Origin of the sequence: Pseudomonas faucium (assembly GCF_021602585.1) — a bacterium.
In the GTDB taxonomy this organism is placed as follows: Bacteria; Pseudomonadota; Gammaproteobacteria; order Pseudomonadales; family Pseudomonadaceae; genus Aquipseudomonas; species Aquipseudomonas faucium.
In genome coordinates this window covers 1-23,283 of sequence record NZ_BQIP01000013.1, presented here as the reverse complement: position 1 = coordinate 23,283, position 23,283 = coordinate 1, and the positions used below count along the sequence as shown (strand labels likewise).

The window sequence follows — 23,283 nt, the reverse complement described above, 5'->3', positions numbered from 1 at the left end:
AGTCCATAATCCCTATGAGGGCAACAGTACGTCGAAACCTTACTGGCTGCTCTTTTCTGGGGTGGTACCTCTGCTAGCAGATGGATCGATACGGGTGAAACAGATGGGCATGATGGCCTCACCTCAACAACGATGGAGTTCCAAAATGTATCCACCACCCACTCTTGATGACGCCTGCTTTGTGCTCCAGCAGCTCGAAGGCATTCCGCGGCCATATGGGGACAACGAAGGCGATGCAATCAACAGCGACAGCGTCTACTACTCGCTGGAGAGCCACCACCAGCAGATCGTGGATCACGCATACGCGGTAGTGTGCGCCTACACCCGCAAGCCAGGCGGTATGGAAGCGAACACCAGGGCCGTCAACGCGTTGAGCAATCGGGGCTACCGTACCTACCTGGGGCCCGACCAGTACGATGCTTACCGTCTGGTCGGAACGGCAGAGACCGAAAACTGGTGCTTGATCATCTCCGACCCAGGCTCCAGCTACTCCGACGACGACTAATCCTCGGGGTTAACCGTCAAGGTCGAACCGTCCGGCAGACGAAAGTTTGCCGTGACGAAAACCCCCTGACGCTTCCGCTCCTTCTCTTCCTGCTTCATCATTTCCCTGCAGATTTTGCGGGCGGTTATCTCCGAGATGGTGATGCTGGTATCCCGCTGGACGACCTCCATGATCTGGTCTGTTGCGTAATTGGCACTCCTCCAAGGCTTAAGCGTCGAAAGAGGCCCAGTGCCACGCAGGCTGTAGTACAGCTCGGCGACCTTTTTTTTGCCCAAATTCACCTGGGTTGCATTTGCATGCTTTTTCCGAGCATGGGCCTTTGCCTTTCTGGTATCAGCGATTGCGTCAAACCGCTGCATGATAAAGTCAGACGACTTGCGCATCCCAAGCAAAAAATTCGCGTCAATCAGGCAGGTGTACGCGATGTCAGTAGTCCCGGCTTCCTTAGCTTTTTCGGCCTGAATGAGTAGGCCGCAGATGGCATAAACTGATGCCTGGGTTTGCTGTGGAGTTTCAAGAGTCTCAGCTATGTGATCCGACAGATTCTTGCCTTCCAGGTGCACCACAGAATCCAAGATCAGTAGGAACAGATCGTCACCTGGTGCTTCGTAGCCATTTAGCAAAGGGATGGTGATGCGTTCTAGCACCGTTTTCATGAAACTCTGTAGCTGAGCTTCACCCCCATCGGCCTGTGCAGCCATGATTTGATTCAGAAATGATGGAAGTTTTGGTCGGAGGTGATTAATGAATTCTGCTAATGCCAGCCCCCACAGGCGTTGTAATTCGGTGTCAAAGCATCGTGCAGGTCGCCCCTCATGCACCAGCAACTGCTTGCCCGTATAGATCGGCAAAACGCGTTCGTGAACAATCTGGAGGAGGTTGGCAATCTCCTCCTTCTGTAGGCGGATAACGTCATTACCATTTACCTTATTCTGCAGCGTTTGGACTTGCCGGATAATTTCCTCCATCCCTGCTTCAAGTGATCCGCTTTTATAAGTGAGTTCCATTCTTTGGCTCCAAAGGCGTGTGAAATCGCAGAGTTTACTAGCTGGCCTAATGACATCACCGGCCTGTGCGCCAGGGTACCTTGATCACTTGGCGAAAACGACAGCAAAAAAACGGGCCGCTGCGCTCGCAGGGCCCGTTGGGAAAAACAAGGTTAGGGTCAGCTGTTTGCTTGGATCAGATCCAACAAGTTCTGGCCGTCAGGCAGGGGGGACATCGTGCGTAAAAACACCACGTTTTTGCCCACGGTCTTCTTGATTTCAGCAGCTGAGATCGGTTTAGGAAGCTGCTGGAAATCTTTCAAGCGCTGGTAGTGGCATTCGTTTTCGTCACCGTTGTGGTCGCGCTGCGCAGTCACCCCAGTGCCATAGCCATAAGCGACGATGCCCTTGCCGTTTTCGTACAGGAACACAACATCCCCTTTCTTGATGCGGTCGATGTTGAATTTCCATGGGCTATAAAACGCGGCCGCTTCACCTGCATCGAGCATCTGATCGTGATCCTCGCTGCTGTGGCGACGATTGGTGTTCAGCATGTGGAATCCAGCTGCCGGCGCAGCGTCGATCTCTTCCTGCTCGTTGTCATCCAGCTTCAGCGCGGACTTTGCGGCCTCAACGCCGTTTTCAAGCAGCTTGAGCATGACTTCCTGGCGGCTTAGTTCCAGCTGGTCAGCCAATCCTTCGATGAAGGAGTACAGCTCCTTGGGCATGCGAATTGACGCTGAAGCAAGCTCACTCTTAGCCTTCGCTGAGTTTTTGATCAGAGAAATAATGTCGTTCACAAACGTAGGCCCCAATTGATGAATTATAGCGTGGAGCATTTCATGGTTCTAGAGGCAAAGCAACATCTGCTTCCTTAAAAAAGCACAAATTGCTTTTTGTTTTTTTCGAGGGTGCTACACGTTTGCTGCTCAGGTCTGGATCCCTACCTACAGGTGGCGTCATGCTTTGATGACCGAGCAGCTGCGTAGATCTGGATCAACGTGAGGCTTACGCACCAATACAAAGGTGTCACATCATTGAGGCCGAAGAAATGAAGAGCATGCTGTTGGGCATGGCTGAAACTGGAGAGCCATTGTTGTGGTAGGCGCGAGAGGCAATCCGAGCCCATAACCGAGCACACGCTCAAGGGCGGCCAAAAGCAGAAGTCGAACGCTTACGCCTTGAGGCTGAGCACCTCTACCAGGCAGTTATTGACTACCAACTGCATGAGGCCGGCACACTATGGGGTCATGATTCTTGTGCTAAACAGATGACTCGCGCTTGGAAATCTCTCCAGTCGGCATTAGGGATTGATGTATGGCTTTTAAGAAGATTGTTCGCCCAACGTTGTCGGTAAACACCCCTGAATCGATGCTCCATGACATCCGGACGAAGCGGATCGAAGGCCCGCTTGCGCGCCAGGCGGACGTCTGGAGGGAGTACGTGGACACGGCTCTGGATCTGCCCGATGTAGCGATACGACTACCAACGGGTAGCGGTAAGACCCTGGTTGGGGTGGTGTTGGGTGAGTGGCGGAGACGAAAATTCGAGGAGCGTGTCGTCTATCTTTGCCCCACCAAACAGCTCGTGCATCAGGTGGTCGAGCAGGCTAAGAACCAATATGGCATAGATGTTGCCGCTTTTACCGGCTCCAAAAGCGAATACTCTGCCGAGGATCAGAACGCATATAGACGTAAAGAAAAGATCGCCGTAGCCCCTTACAGTGCTCTTTTCAATACCAATCCATATTTTAATAATGCAGATGTGATAATCCTTGATGATGCGCACTCGGCTGAAAATTACGTATCTTCCATGTTTTCGGTTGTGATTGATCGGCGTAATCACTCCGCGTTGTTCGATAATGTGCTGGAGGTATTGGCAGCTTGTGCCCCCCAAATAAATCTGAGCAAGGCCGTTGAGCCAATAACCATTAACTCATATGCCTGGATGGAGAAAATCCCCTCCATCAGCTTGTTGAAGTCCAGAGAGTTCCTGACCTCTGTTATTGATGTTGGCGTCGATGGGGTACCTTCTCTGTACCATCCATGGTCAACGATCCGAGACCATCTGCACGCTTGTCACCTGTATGTATCGGTGGGGCAAATTCTGATTCGGCCACTGCTGCCTCCCGTCCATGTTCATGCGCCTTTCAGTTCTGCTAAGCAAAGGATCTACATGTCGGCAACCCTAGGGAATGGGGGCGATCTTGAACGCATCACTGGACGGCCCAAGATCCACCGACTCAAGCCCGCATCCATGACAGATGAGCAGGGGATAGGCCGACGATTTTTCGTGTTTCCAGAGGTCGCGCTCGGTGAGCAAGACACTGAGGCGCTGATTAATAATGCTTTGCCGATTTTTGGAAGAGCGCTTTTCATCACTCCAAGCGACCGTGAGGCAAACGAACGGAAGCAGAGCTTGGAAAGCAAGTCGAAGATGAAGGTCTTCAAGGCTGCAGAAATTGAGCTGTCTAAGCGGGACTTCACAAGTAATCCAAATGCAGCAGCTGTCATCGCGAACCGGTACGATGGAATGGATTTCCCTCACGAAGAGTGTCGGCTCCTCGTACTAGAAGGGTTGCCAAAAGCCGCTAACCTCCAAGAGCGGTTTCTTCTATCAAAAATGGGATGCAGTCTACTGCTGAATGATCGTATTCAAACAAGGATTGTGCAGGCCATCGGGCGCTGTACGCGTGCAAACAGTGACTATGCAGCGGTAGTAGTAAAGGGCAACGAGTGGTTGGATTATCTTCTCACATTGGACAACGCTCAGTATCTGGATCCAGAAATTCAAGCCGAAATTGAGTTTGGAGAGCGGCAGTCTGAAGCCGATCCAACTGAAATTCTTGACAACCTCAGAATCTTCAAAGCTCAGTCTGAGGCATGGCTTGATGCAAATAATGAGATTGTTTCGATTCGCACTGATAAAGTCAAAAATACGCCGCCAGAAATGCTTGAGTTAGAGAAAGTAGTAGGTTGCGAGATTAAGTACGTCCAGGCGTTGTGGCGAATGGACTTCATGGCGGCATTTGATCAGTGCCGAGAAGTGTTGACGTCAGTTGTAAGTCCTACCTTGAAAGGATATAGGGCTCTTTGGAACTACCTTGCAGGGGCTGCAATCAGCCTGGCTTATGAACACAAGCAAACAGCAGAGGATCGTAGTCAGGAGTATTATGGCGAAGCGATGAAGGCTACTGTGGCGATTACATGGCTGGTTGATCTCGCTAAAAGCTCTGGCGCCGTGACCTCAGCGGAAAGCAAGCAGGATCCTGGCCTTCCGGCTATGGTTGAGAAAATCGAAGAGCATATGCTTGCTCTAGGAGTTAAGAACAACCGCAGGTTCAATGACGAGCAAGCAAAAATAATGCAGGATTTAGCGTCTTCCGAGGCTAAGAGCTTTGAACGCGGCCAGGTGGCACTCGGTCAACACATTGGATTCGATAGTGATAATAGTGAGCAGATGGCTGCACCCGATCCTTGGTGGCTGATTGATAAGCGCACTTGCGTTGTTTTTGAAGACCATTCTGGTGCCACAGGAGAGGTGCTCTCGGTAGAAAAAGCTCGTCAGGCATTTTGCCACGATAACTGGATTCGAGAGCACGTTTCTGGCTTAGAGGCTGACGCTATTATCCTGAAGGTACTTGTTACGCCCGTATCTAAGGTGGCTCGTGGTGGAAAAGAGCATCTTAGAGATGTCCACCATCTGACCCCTGATGAGTTCAGAGGCTTTGCCAGTAATGCTTTAGGAGTGATAAGAGAAATTCGTCAGAGCTTGGTCAGAGAGGGCGACTTGGACTGGCGGGCTCGCGCGATGGCGTCATTGGAAAGTCGGGGGCTCACACCGGCTGCGATTGTAAGCTACCTATGCTCTCGCAAGGCATCGGACGCTCTGGCTGAGGAGTAGTCTTTTTTTGTGTGACCCTCAGGTATAGGCATAGGTGTCACTAGACACTCCGGATATACGCCGGGGTGTCACTTCGCTATTCAGCTTTGCTGATCTGCCAGTGAAGCCAACACCGCAGTCTCTCTCGCGGCAAGTTTGGCATCGCTCTAAGGGAGCCGTGCAGCATGTCGACCATGTATCGAAAATCTTTGGATTGAGGAACCAGTCTTCCAGTTCGACATTACAGTACTTTGACTCCCCTAGAGACCAAGCTATTACCATGTCAGCCGCAGCGCGGAAGTGATTCGCCATGTAAACCTCGCGCTCTGAAGGCCAGCCACGGCGTTGCAGCTCCAAGCGAGTCTCGAATATGCCTTCGTCGCCCAAAAACGCTCTGGTCGCCGGATAGTGAATGCCCGCAAGCGAAACTCTCAACATACCTGTGTCTTTGTTCCAGTAGGATAAGTAGTGCCATCCACCGGTGCTTTCGCCAAATCGAGGGAAATTGATAGCCGCTTGACCGGTAATATAATGTTCATGAGTTACCCGTCGAAAAGTTTGTGTCGGAGCTTTTCATGGCCCTGATTACCTCGTTTAGAGGGGCGGAGGGAGCAACAGGAATATCTTAACACGCAGGGCAATTGAGCTCACAAGCAAGAGGCGAAAAGCGGAGCGCAATGTTAGGTGCTATGGTAGCTTTCAGGTATCAGCATCAAGGTTTGCCGTGGCTTTACTTCTTACCTCAGGTGCTGAGTTGGTGTTTTGAAGAGATGGAGACTGGCTGTGCTTTCGATTACACACCCTGCTGTTATGACATACGTGCATCAGCTGCCGATAGGACTGCTGCCGATAATTTTCCAGGGAGATCCGGTTCCAAGGCTGATTGTGAAAGCGAACAAAGAGCTGATTCTATCCGCGAAGGTTAGGAAAGGCTTCTCTGTCCATTTGATTCCATACGATGTTGCTGGTGTAAAATCTGTTGGTTTTTTGGCTGCCTTTCCTGATGATCAGCAACACCCACTGATCCTTGCTGGTGCGTTAGTTGAAGAGTTAATGGGCCACGAAATGTGTGTTGTCCTCATGTCTAGCGAAGTGAATGTTCACTTCTTCGATGAGCTTGGACGCGAAGCTCTCGGATATCGGGCCCGCTTAACATCGTCCAGTGCTCATCGGGCACTCTTGGAAGAAACTAATTTGCCGAGTATAGAGGGGCTAAATCAAAGTGCTATTTTGAGCTGCCTTTCGGACTGGTTTCGCGTTTCAGGTGCAAGAGAAGACGCGCAAGCAATACGAGTAGAGTTATTGGAACCACTGTTCCCCGAAGAGATTGTGTTCGCTGACATGCGAGATGAAAGCCATCAGTACCACGGTAGTTCACGTGTAAGTAATTACACTCTGGAGCGTGAAGAGCCCGGTGAATTTCAGGAGAAAGAGATTATTGCGCTTCTTGAGCGCACCTTTGAATCTAGCAGTATTTATTTCTCTCCGAAGCGTGTGTACGATCGTGAAGAAGTGGCCGATATCCTTGTGGTAACGGAGAAGAACATAATAATTGTTCAGGCTAAGGATAGTCCTAATTTAGAGAGGACTATAAATCTTCCTATTGCCAGGAAGAAATCTACGGCTATTAAGTCTTTAAAGAAGGCCGCAGCCCAGGTGAAAGGTGCTGCCAATTATTTGAGGCGAAGGCAACCAGCAGTAATTCTTATGAGCGACGCTGAGGTCGAGATAAGTCTGGAAGGCAAAGGGTTGTATGGGTTGGTCATAATGAAGGAGCTGTTTTCTGATGACTACGATGAATACACCCCTGTTCTGCTGAATGTGTATGAACAGGCCAATATTCCAACCATCACGCTTTCGTACAGTGAGTTGCATCAGTACACCCGATTTCTCGCAGGTGACGAGGCCTTTTTGGAGGCATTCATGAAGGTGTTCGAATGGGGGTGCAAAACGGGAATGTTTCCACGTCTGAGGGTTATGCCTCCGGGGTCAGTAGTGAATGGCCCGCCGTCGCTGCTGTAACTACCGCGAGCAGCGAATCCCGATCCACGAATCGGAGGTGTCAATCCGAACTGTCAGAATGGGTGCTGGTTACCTCATAGATTGTCAATGTGGCTTAGAAATACCTTCTGGTGCGTCAATCCATTGGTAGGTCATTGACAGTCAATAGTTGTCAAGGGTGTTTGGCTGCAGGCCCCGTGAGGACTGGCTGTAGGACTGTCAATGTCGTGAACACGATCGCGATGCCGGCCACTACTGGCCAGACGACCCGCTGGTAGCCGAGGCGACCACGCGGGCCAAGCCGCGCGGCACCTGAACGCAGCTCAGGCCGCGGGCTGCGCTTCCAGCAGCATGAACAGGCGGTACAGCACCACCGTGCTGAACAGCTGCAGGAAGCTGCTCAGGCTGTCCATGGCCAGTTGCACACCGGGCGCGGGGTCGGGGAAGGCCATCAGCAACAGGCCGTCGAGCAGCCAGATCGGCGCCAGCACACCGACCACGCAGACCATGATGCGCATGAAATGCCCCGTGGTCATGCGAGCGCTCTCGCGCATCGCCTGCACCACCGGCAGGCCGCGCAGCACCAGCAGGTACTCGGCGAACACCAGGTTGATCATGATCCACACGCCCGGGAAGATGAACAGCGCCAGGCCCGCCATGATCAGCAGCGAGCTGATCAGCACCAGCAAGGCCAGCTGCGGCCACAGCTGCACGGCGCGGGCGAACAGGTCGCGCCGGGGGATGTCCTGGCCGTTGCTGCGGGTGTCGAGGTAGAGGATCAGCGCCGCGCTGTACAGCGGGTAGAGCAGCAGGCTGACCAGCATGCCGTAGGCCGGCGATGCCTGGTCGCCCAGCTGGCGGTACAGCAGCTGTGTCAGCAGGGCTTCGAGCACCACCAGCGGCAGGCACAGCGGGATGATGCTCGTCAGGTGGCGGCGGAAGAAGTACAAGGAGTCGCGCAGAACGCTCAGCGGATTCATCGGTCAACATCGCATGGCAGTAAAAGCAGGGGCATAACTTTAGCCCAGAGCCGGCGCTTGCTGAAAAAAGTTTCACCACATGGCTAATTGAATCCTGCGCCTGTGGGCCCCATCTTTGACGCTGTCCGATGTCCCGCTTGCCCACGAGGTAGCCCATGAACACTGAAGAACAAACCCTGATCGACGGCCTGTTCGGCCGCATCAAGCAAGCCGAAGACCCGAGCCAGCCGCGTGATGCGCAGGCCCAGGCATGCATCGAGGGCCACCTGCGCCAGCAGCCGGCGGCACCGTACTACATGGCCCAGGCGATCCTGGTCCAGGAAGCCGCGCTCAAGCGCCTGGACGAGCAGAACAAGCAACTGGAAAACGAGCTCAAGCAGGCCCGTGCCCAGCTCGAGGCCACCCGTGCCAGCAGCGGCAACAGCGGTGGCGGCTTCCTTTCCAGCATCTTTGGCGCCGGTGCGCGCAACCCCGAGCCTGCGCCGCAACCCCAGCGCTCCGTAGCCCCGCCGCCATCTTCCGGCGGTTGGCGTGAGCCGAGCGCTGCGGGCTTCTCCCAGCCGCAGCCTCAGGCCCAGGCCCCTCAACCCGGCTTCGGCGCCGCGCCGGCGCGCAGTGGCGCCAGCAGCTTCCTTGGCGGCGCGATGCAAACGGCCGCCGGCGTTGCCGGTGGTGTGTTGCTGGCGCAAGGCATCAGCAGCCTGTTCAACCACCACTCGCAGCCCGAAGAGGTGGTCGAGGTGATCAAGGAAGAGCCGGCCCCGGCCAGTGACACGGGCGGCTGGAACGACAACGGCGGGCAGCAGCAGGTTGCCGACAACGGTGGCTGGGGCAACGACCAGGGCGGTTTCGCCGACACCGACTATGGCAGCGACGATGGCGGCTTCTTCTCGGACGACGACACCTTCGTCTGACCGCTCTGGCATACTGCCGGCATTTTGCGGGCGCCACGCGCCCCTTTCGGTCGAGGGTATGCCGTGAAGAAAATCGCGCTGTTCGCCGATGTACAGAACCTCTACTACACCGTGCGCCAGATTCATGGTTGCCATTTCAACTACAGCGCGCTGTGGGCCGAAGTCAGCCGCGAAGGCGAGATCGTCGAGGCCGTGGCCTATGCCATCGACCGCGGCGACAGCAAGCAGCAGCAGTTCCAGCAGATCTTGCGCAACCTGGGCTTCGACGTGCGGCTCAAGCCGTTCATTCAGCGCAGCGATGGCTCGGCCAAGGGCGACTGGGACGTGGGCATCACGCTGGATGTGATCGACGCGGCCAGCCGCGTCGACCAGGTGGTGCTGGCGTCCGGGGATGGTGATTTCGATGTGTTGCTCGAGCGCGTGATCCAGCGCCATGGCACCGAAGCGGTGGTGTATGGCGTGCCGGGGTTGACGGCGATGTCCTTGATTCGCGCGGCCAGCCGCTACGTGCCGATCGAAGGGCGCCTGCTGCTGCGCCACTGAGGTGCTTGGCATCTGGGTTGGGTTGCTCTTGAGATCGAGCGCCGCCCGCGCGGCGCATCGCGGATGAATCCGCTCCTACATCTGTTGCAACGTGCCACGGTCTGTCAGGCCATGGTTGTCCGCTTTTGGCGCCTGCCGAGACATTGCGTCGTACTCACGAGGCTGACAACCATGGCCTATCAGGCATAGGTACGTTGCAACAAATGTAGGAGCGGATTTATCCGCGATGCGCCGCGCGGGCGGCGCTCGATCTCAATGACGCAGAAAACCGACCGGCGAGCCTCTTTAAAAAGTGTGCGGGTGATTTAAAACCGTTTTGTAACTTAAGTTTGCTCGAAGTCCTTTCTAAACTAAGCCACCCGTAAACGGATTTCGAGCCTTTCCCATGCCTGCCCCTCGTCGCTTCCCGTTATTGCTGATTGGCGCCTTCCTGGCCTTGTACCTGGTCTGGGGTTCTACCTACCTGTTCATTCGCATCGGCGTCGAGTCCTGGCCGCCGATGCTGATGGCCGGGGTGCGTTTCGTGATCGCCGGCGGCCTGTTGTACGGCTTCCTGCGCTGGCGCGGGGTGCCGGCGCCGACCTGGCCACAATGGCGCGCGGCAGGGGCCATCGGCTTTCTGCTGCTCAGCTGCGGCAACGGCGGCGTCACCGTGGCCGAGCATGCCGGCGTGGCCTCGGGCGTGGCGGCGCTGGCGGTGGCCACGGTGCCGCTGTTCACGCTGCTGTTCGGCCTGTTGTTCGGCCAGCGCAATTCGCGCCTGGAATGGGCGGGCATCTTCCTCGGGCTGGTCGGTATCGGCTTGCTCAACCTCGGCTCCAACCTGCAGGCCAGCCCCATCGGCGCTGCGCTGATCGTGTTTGCCGCAGCCTCCTGGGCCTTTGGCTCGGTCTGGAGCAAGACCCTGCCGCTGCCCCAGGGGCCGATGGCCAGTGCGGCCGAAATGCTGGTGGGCGGCGCGGTGCTGCTGCTGGGCAGCGCCGTGTCGGGCGAACGCATGACCCAGATGCCGACTGCGGCAGGCTGGGGCGCGCTGGCCTACCTGGTGCTGTTCGGCTCGATCCTGGCCTTCAGCGCCTACATGTACTTGCTCAAGAACGTGCGCCCGGCAGCGGCCACCAGCTATGCCTACGTCAACCCGGCGGTGGCGGTGATGCTGGGCATCGTCTTCGCCGGCGAGCAGATCGGCGCCGAAGAGTGCGTGGCCATGGCCGTGATCATCGGCGCCGTGGTGCTGATCGGCCTGCCCCAGTGGCGCAAGCCGGCGCAGCCACCCGTAGCGCCGCTGAAGGGCGAAATCTGCAAGTAACCTGGGGTGTTGCGGTAAACTTGCCGCCTTCGCTGAACCCCCTGACGGTATTGCCATGAATTTCGCCAAACTCGGCCTGATCGAACCTTTGCTGCGCACCTTGCAGCAGCTGGACTACACCACCCCGACTCCGGTCCAGGCCCAGGCCATTCCCGCCGTGCTGGCCGGCCGCGACCTGATGGCCGCGGCCCAGACCGGCACCGGCAAGACCGCAGGCTTTGCCCTGCCGGTGCTGCAGCGCCTGGCCCTGGAAGGGGAAAAGGTGGCCAGCAACTCGATCCGCGCCCTGGTGCTGGTGCCCACCCGCGAGCTGGCCGAGCAGGTGCACAACAACGTGCGCGAGTACGCCGAGAACCTGCCGCTGAGCACCTACGCGGTATACGGCGGGGTCAGCATCAACCCGCAGATGATGCGCCTGCGCCGCGGCGTCGACCTGCTGGTGGCCACCCCGGGCCGTTTGCTCGACCTGTTCCGGCAGAACGCGGTCAAGTTCAACCAGGTGCAGACCCTGGTGCTCGATGAAGCCGACCGCATGCTCGACCTGGGCTTTGCCGAAGAGCTGCAGTCGGTGTACGCGGCGCTGCCGCGCAAGCGCCAGACGCTGCTGTTCTCCGCCACCTTCTCCGAGCAGATTCGCCTGCTCGCGGGCCTGGCGCTGAATGACCCGCTGAGCATCGAGGTGAGCCCACGCAACGCTGCTGCCACCACGGTCAAGCAATGGCTGGTGCCTGTGGATAAAAAGCGCAAGGCCGACCTGTTCTGCTACTTGCTGCGCAAGCAGCGCTGGAAGCAGGTGCTGGTGTTCGCCAAGACCCGCAACGGCGTCGACCAGCTGGTGGAGCGCTTGCTGGCCGAGGGCGTGAACGCCGACGGCATCCACGGCGACCGGCCGCAGGCCACGCGCCAGCGTGCGCTGGACAGCTTCAAGGCCCGCGAAATCCAGGTGCTGGTGGCCACCGACGTGGCGGCTCGTGGCCTGGACATCGACGACCTGCCACTGGTGGTCAACCTCGACCTGCCGATCGTGGCCGAAGACTACGTGCACCGCATCGGCCGTACCGGCCGTGCCGGCAACAAGGGCGAGGCGATTTCGCTGGTGTGCGCGGACGAGGTGCAGCTGCTGGCGTCGATCGAGACGCTGATCCGCCAGACCCTGCCGCGCCACGAAGAGCCGGACTTCATCCCCGACCACCGGGTGCCGATGACCGACGCCAGTGGGCAGGTGATCAAGAAGCCGAAGAAGCCCAAGAAACCGAAGGAGAACAGCGCCAAGCGTGGTTTGGGGCGCTGGATGGACAGTGGTGACGAAGCGCCGGTGAAGTCGGTGCGCAAGGTGCCGAGCTTCAATACCGGGCCGAAAAAGCGCAAGCCTTGATAGCGGTGCTGGCTTCATCGCCGGCAAGCCGGCTCCTACAGGGTATTGCACCCATCGTTGTGGGAGCTGGCTTGCCGGCGATGGGCTGCGCAGCAGCCCCGGCATTCTGTCAGGAAGGCCGCGCCAGCCAATCCGCCGCCGCCCGCCCGGCGCGCAGCCCGCTGGCAAAGCACGCGGTCAGCAAATAGCCCCCGGTCGGCGCCTCCCAGTCAAGCATCTCGCCAGCACAGAACACCCCCGGCAGGCCCTTGACCATCAACCCCTCATCCAGCCCCTCGAAGCGCACCCCGCCCGCACTGCTGATCGCCTCGTCCAGCGGGCGCGTTCGCACCAGCGTGATCGGCAGCGCCTTGATCGCCCGCGCCAGTGCAGCGGCATCGGCAAAGGTCGCCTGATCGGTCAGCTCGCGCAGCAAGCCCGCCTTGGCCCCATCGATATTCAACTGGCTGTGCAGGTGCTTGGCCATCGAGCGCGAGCCCCGCGGCTTGGCCAGCGCCTGGGCAATCTTGTCCACAGGCTTGTCGGGCAACAGGTCGAGCAACAGCGTGGCCTGCCCATCACGGGCGATGGCCTCGCGCAGCGGCGCCGACCAGGCATACACCAGGCTGCCTTCCAGCCCCTGGGCGGTGAGGATGAACTCACCCTTGCGCGGCGCCTGGCCCGGCACGCTGAGGGCGATGTTCTTCAGCGGCGCGCCAGCGAACTTGTCCTTGAGCAGGGCGCTCCAGCCCTGTACCTCGAAACCACAGTTGCTAGGGCGCAGCGGCGAGATATCCACAGCGCGGTCTTGCAGCAGCGGTTGCCAGGCGCCATCCGAGCCCAGCCTCGCCCAGCTGGCGCCACCCAGCGCCAGCACCACGGCGTCGGCCTGCACCTGCAATTCACCCTGTGGATAAGCGATCCGCAAGCTGCCATCGGCATTCCAGCCCAGCCAGCGATGGCGGGTGTGGATAACTACGCCGCTGTCACGCAGGCGCTTGAGCCAGGCACGCAGCAGGGGCGCGGCTTTCATGTCGGTGGGGAACACCCGGCCCGAGGTGCCGACGAAGGTGTCGATGCCCAGGCCATGAATCCACTGGCGCAAGGCTGTGGCGTCGAAGTCGCGCAGCAGGCCCTCCACTTCGCCCTGGCGTTCGGCATAGCGCGCCACGAACTGTGGATAAGGTTCGGAGTGGGTGATGTTCATGCCGCCCACACCGGCCAGCAGGAACTTGCGGCCCACCGACGGCATGGCGTCGTACACCTCCACGGCCAGGCCACGCTGGGCCAGCGCCTCGGCGGCCATCAAGCCGGCGGGGCCAGCGCCGATGACGACGGCGCGAGAAGGGGAGGCAGGGGATAAATCGGACATGGTCGGCGGCAGGCTGTGGAAAAAGACCCGCCATTCTAGCGCAGCGCGGCCTGCTTGAGCACTGGACAAAAAATGATCAATGCTCTGCAGGCCAGCCTGCTCAAGGCCTGTAGCGGCTTTCCCGCAGGTTATCCACAAGCGGTTCCACAGTCATTGTGAACAACCGATGACCTTCGCCGCGGTGTGATGAAGGATGCCGTGGCGCCTGGCCAGTGCTGCGCGGTCCTTGCTGTAGCCGCCGCCGATCACCCCGACCACCGGGATATCGCGGCCCAGGCAATGGCGCATGACCATTTCGTCGCGCGCGGCCACGCCCTCGTCGGTTAGTTGCAGGTAGCCCAGGGCATCGTCCTTGTGCACGTCGACCCCGGCGTCGTACAGCACCAGGTCCGGCTGGTACAGCGGCAGCAGGTAGTTGAGTGCGTCCTCCACCACCTTCAGGTAGGCCGCATCGCCCATGCCGCGGGGCAGGGGGATGTCCCAGTCGCTGTGGGCCTTGCGCGCCGGGAAGTTCTGCTCGCAGTGCAGCGACACGGTAATGGCCTCCGGGGTGTCCTGGAGGATGCGCGCGGTGCCATCGCCCTGGTGCACGTCGCAATCGAAGATCAGCACCCGGTGCACGCGGCCGGCTTCGAGCAGGTAGCGGCTGATCACCGCCAGGTCGTTGAAGATGCAGAAGCCGGCCGGGTGGTCATAGTGGGCGTGGTGGGTGCCGCCGGCAAGGTGGCAGGCCAGGCCATGCTGCAGGGCCATTTCGGCGGTCAGCAGCGAGCCGCCGACGGCGCGCACGGTGCGCCGGGCCAGGGCCTCGCTCCAGGGCAGGCCGAGGCGGCGCTGGTCTTCGCGGGAGAGCTCGCCGTTCATGTAGCGCTCGATGTAGCCGCGATCGTGGGCCAGGGCGAGGATGTCGTTGGGGCAGATGTCCGGGCGCAACAGGGCCTGGTCATGGGTCAGCCCGCTGGCGACCAGGTGGTCGCGCAGCAGGCGGAACTTGTCCATGGGGAAACGGTGCTCGGGGGGGAATTCCGGGCTGTAGTCTTCGTGGTAGATCAGCGGCAGTGGCATGGTGGGGTCGCAATCAGGGCCAGTGCTGATCTTGCCAGTTGTTGGGCTTGGGTTGCCATGGTGGGGCCGCTTTGCGGCCCAATCGCCGGCAAGCCGGCTGCCACAGGTGGCGGTGGGGTTATTTGCTCGCGCTGGCCAGCACGCGCTGCCAGTCCGGCTCGTTCAAGCGGCCAAGGATTCGCGTCTTGCCATCGGCATCGACCGAAACGAACAGCGCACTGGCATAGCCACTTTCACGTTCGCCGCCCACCACGCGCTTGTCGCGCTGGAAGTGATCGATACAGCCGTTGTGCGTTACCAGCACCAGGTTATGCCCTGGCTGCTTGTGCGCCAGCGCCTCCTTGGCGAAGCCGTTGTCGCAGTTTTCCAGCCAGTCTTCACTGGCAACGGCCTGGCCCAGGATGAAATGGGCGGTCTGCCGGGTGCGCAGTTTCGGGCTGCTGATCAGGTCGGCATTGGCCAGCCCCAGTGCGTTCAGGCCTTGGCCAACCCGGGTGGCGGCGGCGCTGCCGGCCACGGTGATGCCGGTGGGGTCGTCCAGGCATGGGCCGGGTGCGCTGTCGCAGCGCTCGGCATGGCGGATCATCACGATCACTGCACCTTCGGCCCAGTCCTGCAGCAGGCCGCTGTCACTCAACTGCCGTTCATTGCCAAGGTCCACGATGTGCGTCCTCGTCGCCAGCCAGGTACTCAACGCCGCCACCACCATGCACAAGCCAAGGGCAGCGCCAAGGGCCTTGCGTGACAAACGCCGCTTGCGGCGGGCGTGGATGGCGGTGTGTCCGAGGGTGTTGCTCGACTGCATGCTGCGCTCCGATGGCATGGCCGCGCTCTGCGCGGCGGTGGTGGCGGCATTGTGCGAAGCGGCCTGTCGGGAGGCGGTGAAGGGCGTGTGAAAATTGCATTTCGCCTACGCTGTAAACTGCAGGGCAAGAACCGGAGCACACCCCCCATGACACCCATCCTGGAACTCGAAAGCGCGCGGCTGGTACTGCGCCAATGGCAAGACGACGACCTGCGCGAGTTCGCCGCGATGTGTGCCGACCCGCAGGTGATGCGCTATTTCCCGGCGCCGCTGACGCGCCTGGAAACGGCGGCGCTGATCGGCCGCATACGCGGCCACTTCAACGAATACGGCTTTGGCCTGTGGGCGCTGGAGCGCAAGGACAGCGGCGCCTTCATCGGCATGACCGGGCTGCTCAACGTCAACTTCGACGCACCCTTCGGGCCGGCCGTGGAAATCGGCTGGCGCCTGGCCCGGCGCCACTGGGGCCTGGGCTTTGCCAGCGAGGCGGCATGGACCTGCCTGCGTTGTGCTTTCGCCCAATTGCGCCTGGACGAGGTGGTGTCGTTCACTACCGAAGGCAACCTGCCGTCGCAGAAGGTCATGCAGGCCATCGGCATGCTGCAGGACGTGAAGGGCAGCTTCGAACACCCCCGCCTGCCCATCGACCACCCGCTGCGCCCCCACGTGCTGTACCGCATCGACCGCGCCCGCTGGGAGCAGACCCAGCGCGCTGAATAGGCAGGTATGCGCGGTGCCGATGACAAACCCTGTATCATTTGCCTTCATGAGAGCGCCGTAGAGCTGTGATGCCTTGCTAGGAGAACCCCCGATGAGTCATGTGTTGGACGACCTGGTCGACCTGTTGAGCCTCGAGCCGATCGAGGAGAACCTGTTTCGTGGGCGTAGCCAGGATTTGGGCTTCCGCCAGCTGTACGGTGGCCAGGTATTGGGCCAGTCGCTGTCGGCCGCCAGCCAGACGGTCGAGGACGCGCGCCACGTGCACTCGCTGCATGGCTACTTCCTGCGCCCGGGCGATGCCAGCCTGCCGGTGGTGTACTCGGTCGACCGCGTGCGCGATGGCGGCAGCTTCAGCACCCGGCGGGTAACGGCCATCCAGAAGGGCCAGACCATCTTCACCTGCAGCGCCTCGTTCCAGTACGACGAAGAGGGCTTCTCGCACCAGGCGCAGATGCCTGAGGTGGTGGGCCCGGAAAACCTGCCCACCGAAGTGGAGCTGGCGCGCGCCATGGCCGACCAGTTGCCCGAGCGCATCCGCGACAAGGTGCTGTGCGCCAAGCCGATCGAGATTCGTCCGGTCACCGAGCGCGACCCGTTCAACCCCAAGCCCGGCGACCCGGTGAAGTACGCCTGGTTCCGCGCCGACGGCACGCTGCCGGACGTACCGGCACTGCACAAGTACCTGCTGGCCTACGCCTCCGACTTCGGCCTGCTGACCACCGCGCTGCTGCCCCATGGCAAGTCGGTGTGGCAGCGCGACATGCAGATCGCCAGCCTCGACCATTCGCTGTGGTTCCACGGCAACCTGCGCGCCGACGAGTGGCTGCTGTACGCCACCGACAGCCCCTGGGCCGGCAATGCCCGTGGCTTCTGCCGCGGCAGCATCTACAACCGCGCCGGGCAGCTGGTGGCGTCGTCCAGCCAGGAAGGCCTGATCCGCCATCGCAAGGACTGGGCATGAAGCTGGGTGAAATCCGCAACTGGGTGTTCGACATGGACGGCACCCTGACCGTGGCGGTGCACGATTTTGCCGCCATCCGCGAGGCGCTGGAAATTCCCGCCGAGCACGACATCCTCACGCACCTGGCGGCGTTGCCGGCTGCAGAGGCCGCTGCCAAGCATGCCTGGCTGCTGGAGCACGAGCGTGACCTGGCGATCGCCTCCACGGCAGCCAGCGGGGCGGTGGAGCTGGTGCGGGCGCTGGCCGAGCGCGGGTGCCGCCTGGGCATCCTCACCCGCAATGCGCGCGAGCTCGCGCATGTGACGCTGGAGGCCATCGGCCTGGCGGACTGCTTCGAGGTGGAGCATGTGCTGGGGCGTGACGAGGCCGAGCCCAAGCCCAGCCCGGATGGCCTGCTGAAGATCGCCCAGGCTTGGGGCGTGGCGCCGAGCGAACTGGTGATGGTGGGTGATTACCGCTTCGACCTGGATTGCGGGCGGGCTGCCGGCGCGCGCACGGTGCTGGTGAACCTGCCGGATAACCCGTGGCCGGAGCTGGTGGATTGGCATGCGGTGGATTGCCGGGCGTTGCAGGGGATGTTGGGCTGATTTTGCTGGCCCCATCGCCGGCAAGCCGGCTCCCACAAGGGCAGAGAGGCGCTCTGTGGGAGCGGGCTTGCCCCGCGAAGAGGCCGGCACTGTCTATGCTGAACTCCAGTCTTTCCCCTGAACTGGAGACCCAGCCATGACCAGCAAGGCCATCTATGTGCAACCCGGCGGCGGCTACGACAAGGTCGAGGTCGGCACGTGCGAGGCCGCTGCGCCCAAGCCCGGCGAAATCACCGTGCAGTTGCACGCAAGCTCCCTCAACTACCACGACTTTGCCGTGGTCAGCGGCATGTGGGGCCCGAGCGAGCGGCGCATCCCCATGGCCGACGGCGCCGGCGAAGTGACCGCAGTGGGCGCCGGGGTCAGCGAATTCAAGGTCGGCGACAACGTCGTCAGCACCTTCTTCCCCGACTGGCTCGACGGCCAGGCGCTGGTCGAAGGCTTCGCCAGCGTGCCGGGCGACGGCATCGATGGCTATGCCCGCGCCAAGGTCACTGCCCGCGCCACTTCCTTCACCCTGGCGCCCCAGGGCTACAGCCACGCCGAAGCCGCCACCCTGACCACCGCCGGCCTCACCGCCTGGCGCGCGCTGATGAGCGATGACCACCTCAAGCCCGGCGATACCGTGCTGGTGCAGGGCACCGGCGGTGTGTCGATCTTTGCCCTGCAGTTCGCCAAGCTGGCGGGCGCCACGGTGATCGCCACCTCGTCCAGCGATGCCAAGCTCGAGCGTTTGAAGGCGCTGGGCGCCGACCACCTGATCAACTACAAGGGCACGCCGGCCTGGGGCGAGAAGGTGCGCGAGCTCACGGGCAACCGCGGCGTCGACCATGTGATCGAGGTGGGCGGGCCGGCGACCCTGGAGCAATCGATGATCGCCGCACGCATCGGTGGGCATATTTCGCTGATCGGCATTCTCACCGGCGTCGCCGGGCAGCTGCCGCTGGTGCACGCACTGGTGCGCCAGATCCGCCTGCAGGGCGTGCTGGTGGGCAACCGCGCCCAGCAGCAGGCGATGGTTCGGGCGATCGATGCCAACGGCCTGCGGCCGGTGGTGGACAAGCACTTCGAGCTGGAGCAGATCGTCGAGGCGTTCCGCTACCAGGAGAGCAACCGGCATTTCGGCAAGATCTGCCTGACCTGGTAACTGAGCCCAATCGCCGGCAAGCCGGCTCCCACAGGCACACCACCGCCCTTGAGCACAGTGGTGCCCCTGTGGGAGCCGGCTTGCCGGCGATTGGCCGTTACGGCCACAACACATCCAAATGAAAAACTAAAGCGCCAGACGGCCCCCTGGCGCAATCGGACATGCCAATCGCGACATTTGGCGCTCAGGGAAATGCCCTGTCGTGATCGAACAGTTCCGAGGCGTTCTCGTGTAATTTCCCACATCCCCACGGGGCTTAAATGAACCCCGACTCGCCCTGACACGTTGCTCTGTGACGCGTGCCAAAGATCAACAAAAGAGCACCGGTAACGTGTCGACTTACTGATTTCAAAGGAGATATTTTCGCCTACGCCTGCCCGTCCTTTCCTTGTGTCAGCAAAAAGAGAACAACATCAATGAACACCGTGGGATCTGATGGCAACCTTGCACAAGGTTTCAAGCCACGTCATGTAACGATGCTGTCCATCGCGGGCATCATCGGCGCCGGACTCTTCGTCGGCTCCGGGCACGCCATTGCGGCGGCCGGGCCAGCCACCATCGTTTCTTATTTCGTGGCCGGCACTCTGGTGGTTCTGGTCATGCGCATGCTCGGCGAAATGGCCGTGGCACACCCTGACACAGGTTCGTTCTCCACCTACGCCGACCAGGCCATCGGCCGCTGGGCCGGCTACACCATCGGCTGGTTGTACTGGTGGTTCTGGGTGCTGGTGATTCCGATCGAAGCCCTGGCCGCCGGGCACGTGCTCAACGCCTGGTTCCCCCAGGTCGACAGCTGGATCTTCGCCCTGGCCTCGGTGCTGCTGCTGGCCTGCACCAACCTGTTCAGCGTGGCCAAGTACGGCGAGTTCGAGTTCTGGTTCGCCATCCTCAAGGTCACCGCGATCCTCGGCTTCATCGGCCTGGGCTTCGCCGCGCTGATGGGCTGGCTGCCCAACCGCGAAGTCAGCGGCCTGAGCGGGCTGATGGCCGAGTATGGCGGCTTTGCGCCCAAAGGCTGGTCGGCCGTGATCGGCGCCTTCATCACCGTGATGTTCAGCTTCATCGGCACCGAGGCGGTGACCATCGCCGCCTCCGAATCCAGCGACCCCTCGCGCAACATCGCCAAGGCCACCCGCTCGGTGATCTGGCGCATCAGCACCTTCTACATCCTGTCGATCTTCGTGATCATCTCGATCGTGCCGTGGAACGACCCGCAGCTGGCGGTGGTGGGTTCGTACCAGCGCGCGCTGGAGCTGATGAACATCCCCAACGCGGCCTTCATGGTCGACCTGGTGGTGCTGGTGGCCGTCACCAGCTGCATGAACTCGTCGATCTACATCGCCTCGCGGATGATGTACTCGCTGGCCAAGCGCGGCGACGCCCCGGCCTTCCTCAACAAGACCTCCAAGGTCGGCGTACCGCGCGCCGCGGTATTCGGCAGCACGCTGATCGGCGCGGCCATCGCCATCCTCAACTACTTCGCACCCAAGGGCGTGTTCGAGTTCCTGCTCGCCAGCTCCGGCGCCATCGCGCTGCTGGTGTACATGGTCATCGCCATCTCCCAGCTGCGCATGCGCCGCCGCCTGGAACGCGAGAACGCCGAGCTGAAGTTCCGCATGTGGCTGTTCCCGTGGCTGACCTGGGCGGTGATCCTGTTCATTGGTGGGGCGTTGGCGGTGATGATGTATACCCCTGAGCATCGGGCGGAGGTGAGTTCCACCCTGGGCTTGGCGATCGTGATTTCGTTCCTCGGGATCGTGACATCGCGGGGGCATGCGCAGCCGGTGGGGGCGCGGACGATGGGGTGATTGGGTTCACCTGGCAACAAGGGCGAGGGCACTCCGGATGGGTGCCCTTGTTTTTTGAGCATCTAAAAGTGCCAGCGCTGCTGACACTAATCCAGCCAAGAAAAGTCGCACCGGTGATGCGACAAATAGGCTGAAGCTCAATTGGCCATCATTTCGACGTACCTGGTCACCGCCGGCGCCTTTTCAAAGCGCCGGTAGACCAGGCTCAACCACGAACTGGCCTGGCAATCGGCAATACGCCGGTAGTTCACCTGCGGCAGGTTGATGCGCTGCACCACCGACTCCGGCACCACGGCAATCCCCTGGCCCAAGGAAACCAAAGTAATCACCGCAACCAGGCTGCCGGGCTGCGCGCCTAGCCGAGGCACGAATCCCCCTTGCGCCGCCACCTCCAGCGTGCCGGAAATCTGCTCGGGCAGGATGAAGCTTTCGCCCGCCAGGCGTGCGGCTGGAATCTGCGGGAGTTCGTTGATCCGCGAGCTGGCGGGCAGGGCGAGGACGAAGTCTTCCCGGTGCAGGGCAATGGACTCGAGCTCTTCCGGCAGCTCCATGGGCGAGCGCACATAGGCAAGGTCCAGCAGGCCATCGCGGACCATCCCGGGCAGCTCGGCCATGGGCAGTTCGCGAATGTTCAGGCGCACGCCGGGGTGGGTGTCGCTGAAACTGATGACCTGGCGCTGCAGCATGCCCGAGTAGGCCGCCGAGGCCACGTAGCCCAGCTCGATGCTGCCACTTTCGCCACGGCCTGCACGTTGCGCTCCCAGCTGTGCGGCATCGAACTGGCGCACCGCGTGTTCGGCTTCGATCAGCAGCGCTTGGCCAGCAGCCGTCAGGTTCACTTCCCGCTGATTGCGCTCGAACAGGCGCACGCCCAGCTCGCGCTCCATGTCCTGGATCTGCCGGCTGAGGGTGGGCGGGGCGATGCCCAGTTGCTCGGCGGCACGGGTGAAATGACCGTGCCGGGCGACGCAGAGGAAGTAGCGGAAATGACGGATTTCCATGGCCTGTTACCTGCAAGCTAATGACGCCGGACGCTGGAGCTAACACGCTTGGCGAGTGGTGGCGTTATGGTTAAGCCAACACTACAAGGCTGGTGCCTTGGCGGCAAAGATTGCCTGTGAGATTGCCGGGGACCGCTTCGCGCTCCATCGCCGGCAAGCCAGCTCCCACACTTCCCGCAGCGCCCTGAACAGCGCCGCGGTCCCTGTAGGAGCCGGCTTGCCGGCGATGGGCTGCAAAGCAGCCCCAACGATCCCCCAGACCAATCACCCCCCAAGCCAACCCGCTCTGCTTCCGGAGCCCCCGTCATGCCCTCTGCGCGCTTCACCCTCCTAACCGCCTCCCTGGTCTGCGCCCTGATCATCCTCGACACCAACATCGTCGCCGTCAGCCTGCCCAGCATCGCCCGTGACCTGTCCGGCTCGTTCGCCGATATCGAATGGGTGGTCAGCGCCTACCTGCTGGCCTTCGCCGCCTGCCTGCTGCCCGCCGGCAGCCTGGCCGACCGCTTCGGCCGCCAGCGCATGCTGCTGATCGGCCTGGCCGTGTTCGGCGCCGCCTCACTCGCCTGCGGCGCTGCCCCCAGCCTGCTGTTCCTCGACCTGGCCCGCGCCGCCAAAGGCATCGGCGCCGCCCTGCTGCTGACCGCAGCGCTGGCCGCCATCGGCCACCGCTTCCACGAACCCCAGGAACGCATGCGCGCGTGGGCCTTCTGGGGCGCCTGCATGGGCGCGACCATCACCTTCGCGCCACTGCTTGGCGGCATAATCGCCAGCACCCTCGGCTGGCGCTGGATCTTCTACATCAACCTGCCCCTGGTCGCGCTGCTCGCCCTGATGGTGCTGCGCAGCGTCGAAGAATCCCGCGACAGCGCCGCCGCCCGGCTCGACCCCATGGGCAGCCTGACCTTCGCCGGCAGCCTCGGCTGCCTGATCTGGGCCATGATTGACGCCAACCAGGTCGGCTGGACCAGCGTCGACACCCTCGGCCGGCTACTCATCAGCGCCTTCCTGTTCAGCCTGTTCATCATGGTCGAGCGCAGCCAGCCACGGCCGATGATCGACCTGCAACTGATGCGCAGCGGGCGCTTCATCGGCGCGCTGCTGGGCATGTTCGCCTACGCCGCGTGCGCCCAGGTGATGATGACCTTGCTGCCGCTGTACCTGCAGAACGGCCTGCAGTTGTCGGCGCTGGCGGCGGGGGCGGGGATGTTGCCGTTTGCCGTGGCGATGCTGCTGACGCCGCGGGTGGGGATGCGGTTGGCGGGGCGTTGGAGCCCGGCGCGGGTATTTGCTTTGGGGCTGGTGCTGGTTGGGGTGGGGAATCTGCTGTGTGCCTTGGCGAT

The 23,283-nt window shown here is 61.1% G+C and carries 20 protein-coding genes and 1 pseudogene; 14 read left to right on the top strand and 7 right to left on the bottom strand.

Annotation, left to right across the window (positions count from 1 at the left end; all coding sequences use genetic code 11):
- Window positions 1–145: 145 nt before the first annotated feature.
- Entirely contained in the window at window positions 146–505 is a 360-nt protein-coding gene (locus tag L6D75_RS16230; RefSeq protein WP_236193689.1) for a hypothetical protein, read from the top strand.
- Here L6D75_RS16230 and L6D75_RS16225 read toward each other — a convergent pair.
- Both L6D75_RS16225 and L6D75_RS16220 read right to left on the bottom strand, forming a co-directional pair.
- Window positions 502–1,512, bottom strand: coding sequence for a hypothetical protein (locus tag L6D75_RS16225; protein ID WP_176514768.1), 1,011 nt, complete (start codon window positions 1,510–1,512; stop codon window positions 502–504). The genes L6D75_RS16230 and L6D75_RS16225 overlap by 4 nt on opposite strands.
- Before the next feature lie 158 nt (window positions 1,513–1,670).
- A complete protein-coding gene (locus tag L6D75_RS16220; protein ID WP_176514766.1) occupies window positions 1,671–2,291 on the bottom strand; it encodes a hypothetical protein in 621 nt (206 codons plus the stop codon).
- A 251-nt stretch (window positions 2,292–2,542) separates the two neighbouring features.
- Here L6D75_RS16220 and L6D75_RS16215 point away from each other — a divergent pair.
- The 3 genes and pseudogenes from L6D75_RS16215 to L6D75_RS16205 form a co-directional block, all read left to right on the top strand.
- A pseudogene (locus L6D75_RS16215) lies at window positions 2,543–2,734 on the top strand (hypothetical protein); the annotation flags it as partial.
- 74 nt (window positions 2,735–2,808) lie between these two features.
- On the top strand, window positions 2,809–5,394 hold the full coding sequence (locus L6D75_RS16210; protein ID WP_176514764.1) for a DEAD/DEAH box helicase: 2,586 nt from the start codon (window positions 2,809–2,811) through the stop codon (window positions 5,392–5,394).
- 762 nt (window positions 5,395–6,156) lie between these two features.
- On the top strand, window positions 6,157–7,395 hold the full coding sequence (locus L6D75_RS16205) for a hypothetical protein (protein WP_176514762.1): 1,239 nt from the start codon (window positions 6,157–6,159) through the stop codon (window positions 7,393–7,395).
- A 302-nt stretch (window positions 7,396–7,697) separates the two neighbouring features.
- Here the strand turns inward: L6D75_RS16205 and L6D75_RS16200 are convergent, their stop codons facing one another.
- On the bottom strand, window positions 7,698–8,354 hold the full coding sequence (locus L6D75_RS16200) for a YciC family protein (protein WP_176514760.1): 657 nt from the start codon (window positions 8,352–8,354) through the stop codon (window positions 7,698–7,700).
- 155 nt (window positions 8,355–8,509) lie between these two features.
- On the opposite strand from L6D75_RS16200, the gene L6D75_RS16195 reads away from it, so the two are divergent.
- The 4 genes from L6D75_RS16195 (at window position 8,510) to L6D75_RS16180 (ending at window position 12,495) form a co-directional block, all read left to right on the top strand.
- On the top strand, window positions 8,510–9,268 hold the full coding sequence (locus tag L6D75_RS16195; RefSeq protein ID WP_176514758.1) for a DUF2076 domain-containing protein: 759 nt from the start codon (window positions 8,510–8,512) through the stop codon (window positions 9,266–9,268).
- Between the two features lie 63 nt (window positions 9,269–9,331).
- Window positions 9,332–9,811, top strand: coding sequence for a LabA-like NYN domain-containing protein (locus L6D75_RS16190; RefSeq protein WP_176514756.1), 480 nt, complete (start codon window positions 9,332–9,334; stop codon window positions 9,809–9,811).
- 385 nt (window positions 9,812–10,196) lie between these two features.
- The gene (gene yedA / locus L6D75_RS16185) at window positions 10,197–11,120 is read left to right on the top strand and encodes a drug/metabolite exporter YedA (protein ID WP_176513946.1); all 924 of its coding nucleotides are present in this window, start codon (window positions 10,197–10,199) and stop codon (window positions 11,118–11,120) included.
- Window positions 11,121–11,175: 55 nt separating this feature from the next.
- On the top strand, window positions 11,176–12,495 hold the full coding sequence (locus L6D75_RS16180; RefSeq protein ID WP_176513948.1) for an RNA helicase RhlE1: 1,320 nt from the start codon (window positions 11,176–11,178) through the stop codon (window positions 12,493–12,495).
- A gap of 109 nt (window positions 12,496–12,604) precedes the next feature.
- Here L6D75_RS16180 and L6D75_RS16175 read toward each other — a convergent pair whose 3' ends face one another.
- The 3 genes from L6D75_RS16175 to pmrG all read right to left on the bottom strand — a co-directional run bounded on the left by L6D75_RS16175 (window position 12,605) and on the right by pmrG (window position 15,716).
- Window positions 12,605–13,846 (bottom strand): TIGR03862 family flavoprotein, encoded by a 1,242-nt coding sequence (locus L6D75_RS16175; RefSeq protein WP_176513951.1) that lies wholly within the window; start codon window positions 13,844–13,846, stop codon window positions 12,605–12,607.
- Between the two features lie 150 nt (window positions 13,847–13,996).
- Entirely contained in the window at window positions 13,997–14,911 is a 915-nt protein-coding gene (locus tag L6D75_RS16170) for a histone deacetylase family protein (RefSeq protein ID WP_176513953.1), read from the bottom strand.
- Window positions 14,912–15,029: 118 nt separating this feature from the next.
- Window positions 15,030–15,716: a lipopolysaccharide core heptose(II)-phosphate phosphatase PmrG gene (gene pmrG, locus L6D75_RS16165; RefSeq protein WP_176513955.1), complete on the bottom strand. Its 687-nt coding sequence runs from the start codon at window positions 15,714–15,716 to the stop codon at window positions 15,030–15,032.
- A gap of 147 nt (window positions 15,717–15,863) precedes the next feature.
- On the opposite strand from pmrG, the gene L6D75_RS16160 reads away from it, so the two are divergent.
- The 5 genes from L6D75_RS16160 (at window position 15,864) to gabP (ending at window position 20,939) form a co-directional block, all read left to right on the top strand.
- Window positions 15,864–16,436: a GNAT family N-acetyltransferase gene (locus L6D75_RS16160; RefSeq protein WP_176513958.1), complete on the top strand. Its 573-nt coding sequence runs from the start codon at window positions 15,864–15,866 to the stop codon at window positions 16,434–16,436.
- Between the two features lie 91 nt (window positions 16,437–16,527).
- A complete protein-coding gene (tesB, locus tag L6D75_RS16155; RefSeq protein WP_176513960.1) occupies window positions 16,528–17,397 on the top strand; it encodes an acyl-CoA thioesterase II in 870 nt (289 codons plus the stop codon).
- Window positions 17,394–17,984, top strand: coding sequence for an HAD family hydrolase (locus L6D75_RS16150; RefSeq protein ID WP_176513962.1), 591 nt, complete (start codon window positions 17,394–17,396; stop codon window positions 17,982–17,984). Before tesB ends, L6D75_RS16150 begins: the two co-directional genes overlap by 4 nt.
- Window positions 17,985–18,120: 136 nt before the next feature.
- Window positions 18,121–19,131 (top strand): zinc-dependent alcohol dehydrogenase family protein, encoded by a 1,011-nt coding sequence (locus L6D75_RS16145; protein ID WP_176513964.1) that lies wholly within the window; start codon window positions 18,121–18,123, stop codon window positions 19,129–19,131.
- A 416-nt stretch (window positions 19,132–19,547) separates the two neighbouring features.
- Complete coding sequence (gene gabP, locus L6D75_RS16140; RefSeq protein ID WP_176513966.1) at window positions 19,548–20,939, top strand: GABA permease; 1,392 nt, start codon at window positions 19,548–19,550, stop codon at window positions 20,937–20,939.
- A 137-nt stretch (window positions 20,940–21,076) separates the two neighbouring features.
- Here gabP and L6D75_RS16135 read toward each other — a convergent pair whose 3' ends face one another.
- The gene (locus L6D75_RS16135; protein WP_176513968.1) at window positions 21,077–21,940 is read right to left on the bottom strand and encodes a LysR family transcriptional regulator; all 864 of its coding nucleotides are present in this window, start codon (window positions 21,938–21,940) and stop codon (window positions 21,077–21,079) included.
- Window positions 21,941–22,246: 306 nt separating this feature from the next.
- Here L6D75_RS16135 and L6D75_RS16130 point away from each other — a divergent pair.
- The coding region (locus tag L6D75_RS16130; RefSeq protein ID WP_176513970.1) for an MFS transporter at window positions 22,247–23,283 on the top strand (1,037 nt) is incomplete at its 3' end.

Bases quoted from the DNA above. Each gene is read 5' to 3' on its own strand.
- L6D75_RS16230 (WP_236193689.1), top strand. From the start codon at position 146: ATGTATCCACCACCCACTCTTGATGACGCCTGCTTTGTGCTCCAGCAG.
- L6D75_RS16225 (WP_176514768.1), bottom strand. From the start codon at position 1,512: ATGGAACTCACTTATAAAAGCGGATCACTTGAAGCAGGGATGGAGGAA.
- L6D75_RS16210 (WP_176514764.1), top strand. From the start codon at position 2,809: ATGGCTTTTAAGAAGATTGTTCGCCCAACGTTGTCGGTAAACACCCCT.
- L6D75_RS16200 (WP_176514760.1), bottom strand. From the start codon at position 8,354: ATGAATCCGCTGAGCGTTCTGCGCGACTCCTTGTACTTCTTCCGCCGC.
- L6D75_RS16195 (WP_176514758.1), top strand. From the start codon at position 8,510: ATGAACACTGAAGAACAAACCCTGATCGACGGCCTGTTCGGCCGCATC.
- yedA (WP_176513946.1), top strand. From the start codon at position 10,197: ATGCCTGCCCCTCGTCGCTTCCCGTTATTGCTGATTGGCGCCTTCCTG.
- L6D75_RS16180 (WP_176513948.1), top strand. From the start codon at position 11,176: ATGAATTTCGCCAAACTCGGCCTGATCGAACCTTTGCTGCGCACCTTG.
- L6D75_RS16175 (WP_176513951.1), bottom strand. From the start codon at position 13,846: ATGTCCGATTTATCCCCTGCCTCCCCTTCTCGCGCCGTCGTCATCGGC.
- L6D75_RS16170 (WP_176513953.1), bottom strand. From the start codon at position 14,911: ATGCCACTGCCGCTGATCTACCACGAAGACTACAGCCCGGAATTCCCC.
- pmrG (WP_176513955.1), bottom strand. From the start codon at position 15,716: ATGCAGTCGAGCAACACCCTCGGACACACCGCCATCCACGCCCGCCGC.
- L6D75_RS16160 (WP_176513958.1), top strand. From the start codon at position 15,864: ATGACACCCATCCTGGAACTCGAAAGCGCGCGGCTGGTACTGCGCCAA.
- tesB (WP_176513960.1), top strand. From the start codon at position 16,528: ATGAGTCATGTGTTGGACGACCTGGTCGACCTGTTGAGCCTCGAGCCG.
- L6D75_RS16150 (WP_176513962.1), top strand. From the start codon at position 17,394: ATGAAGCTGGGTGAAATCCGCAACTGGGTGTTCGACATGGACGGCACC.
- L6D75_RS16145 (WP_176513964.1), top strand. From the start codon at position 18,121: ATGACCAGCAAGGCCATCTATGTGCAACCCGGCGGCGGCTACGACAAG.
- gabP (WP_176513966.1), top strand. From the start codon at position 19,548: ATGAACACCGTGGGATCTGATGGCAACCTTGCACAAGGTTTCAAGCCA.
- L6D75_RS16135 (WP_176513968.1), bottom strand. From the start codon at position 21,940: ATGGAAATCCGTCATTTCCGCTACTTCCTCTGCGTCGCCCGGCACGGT.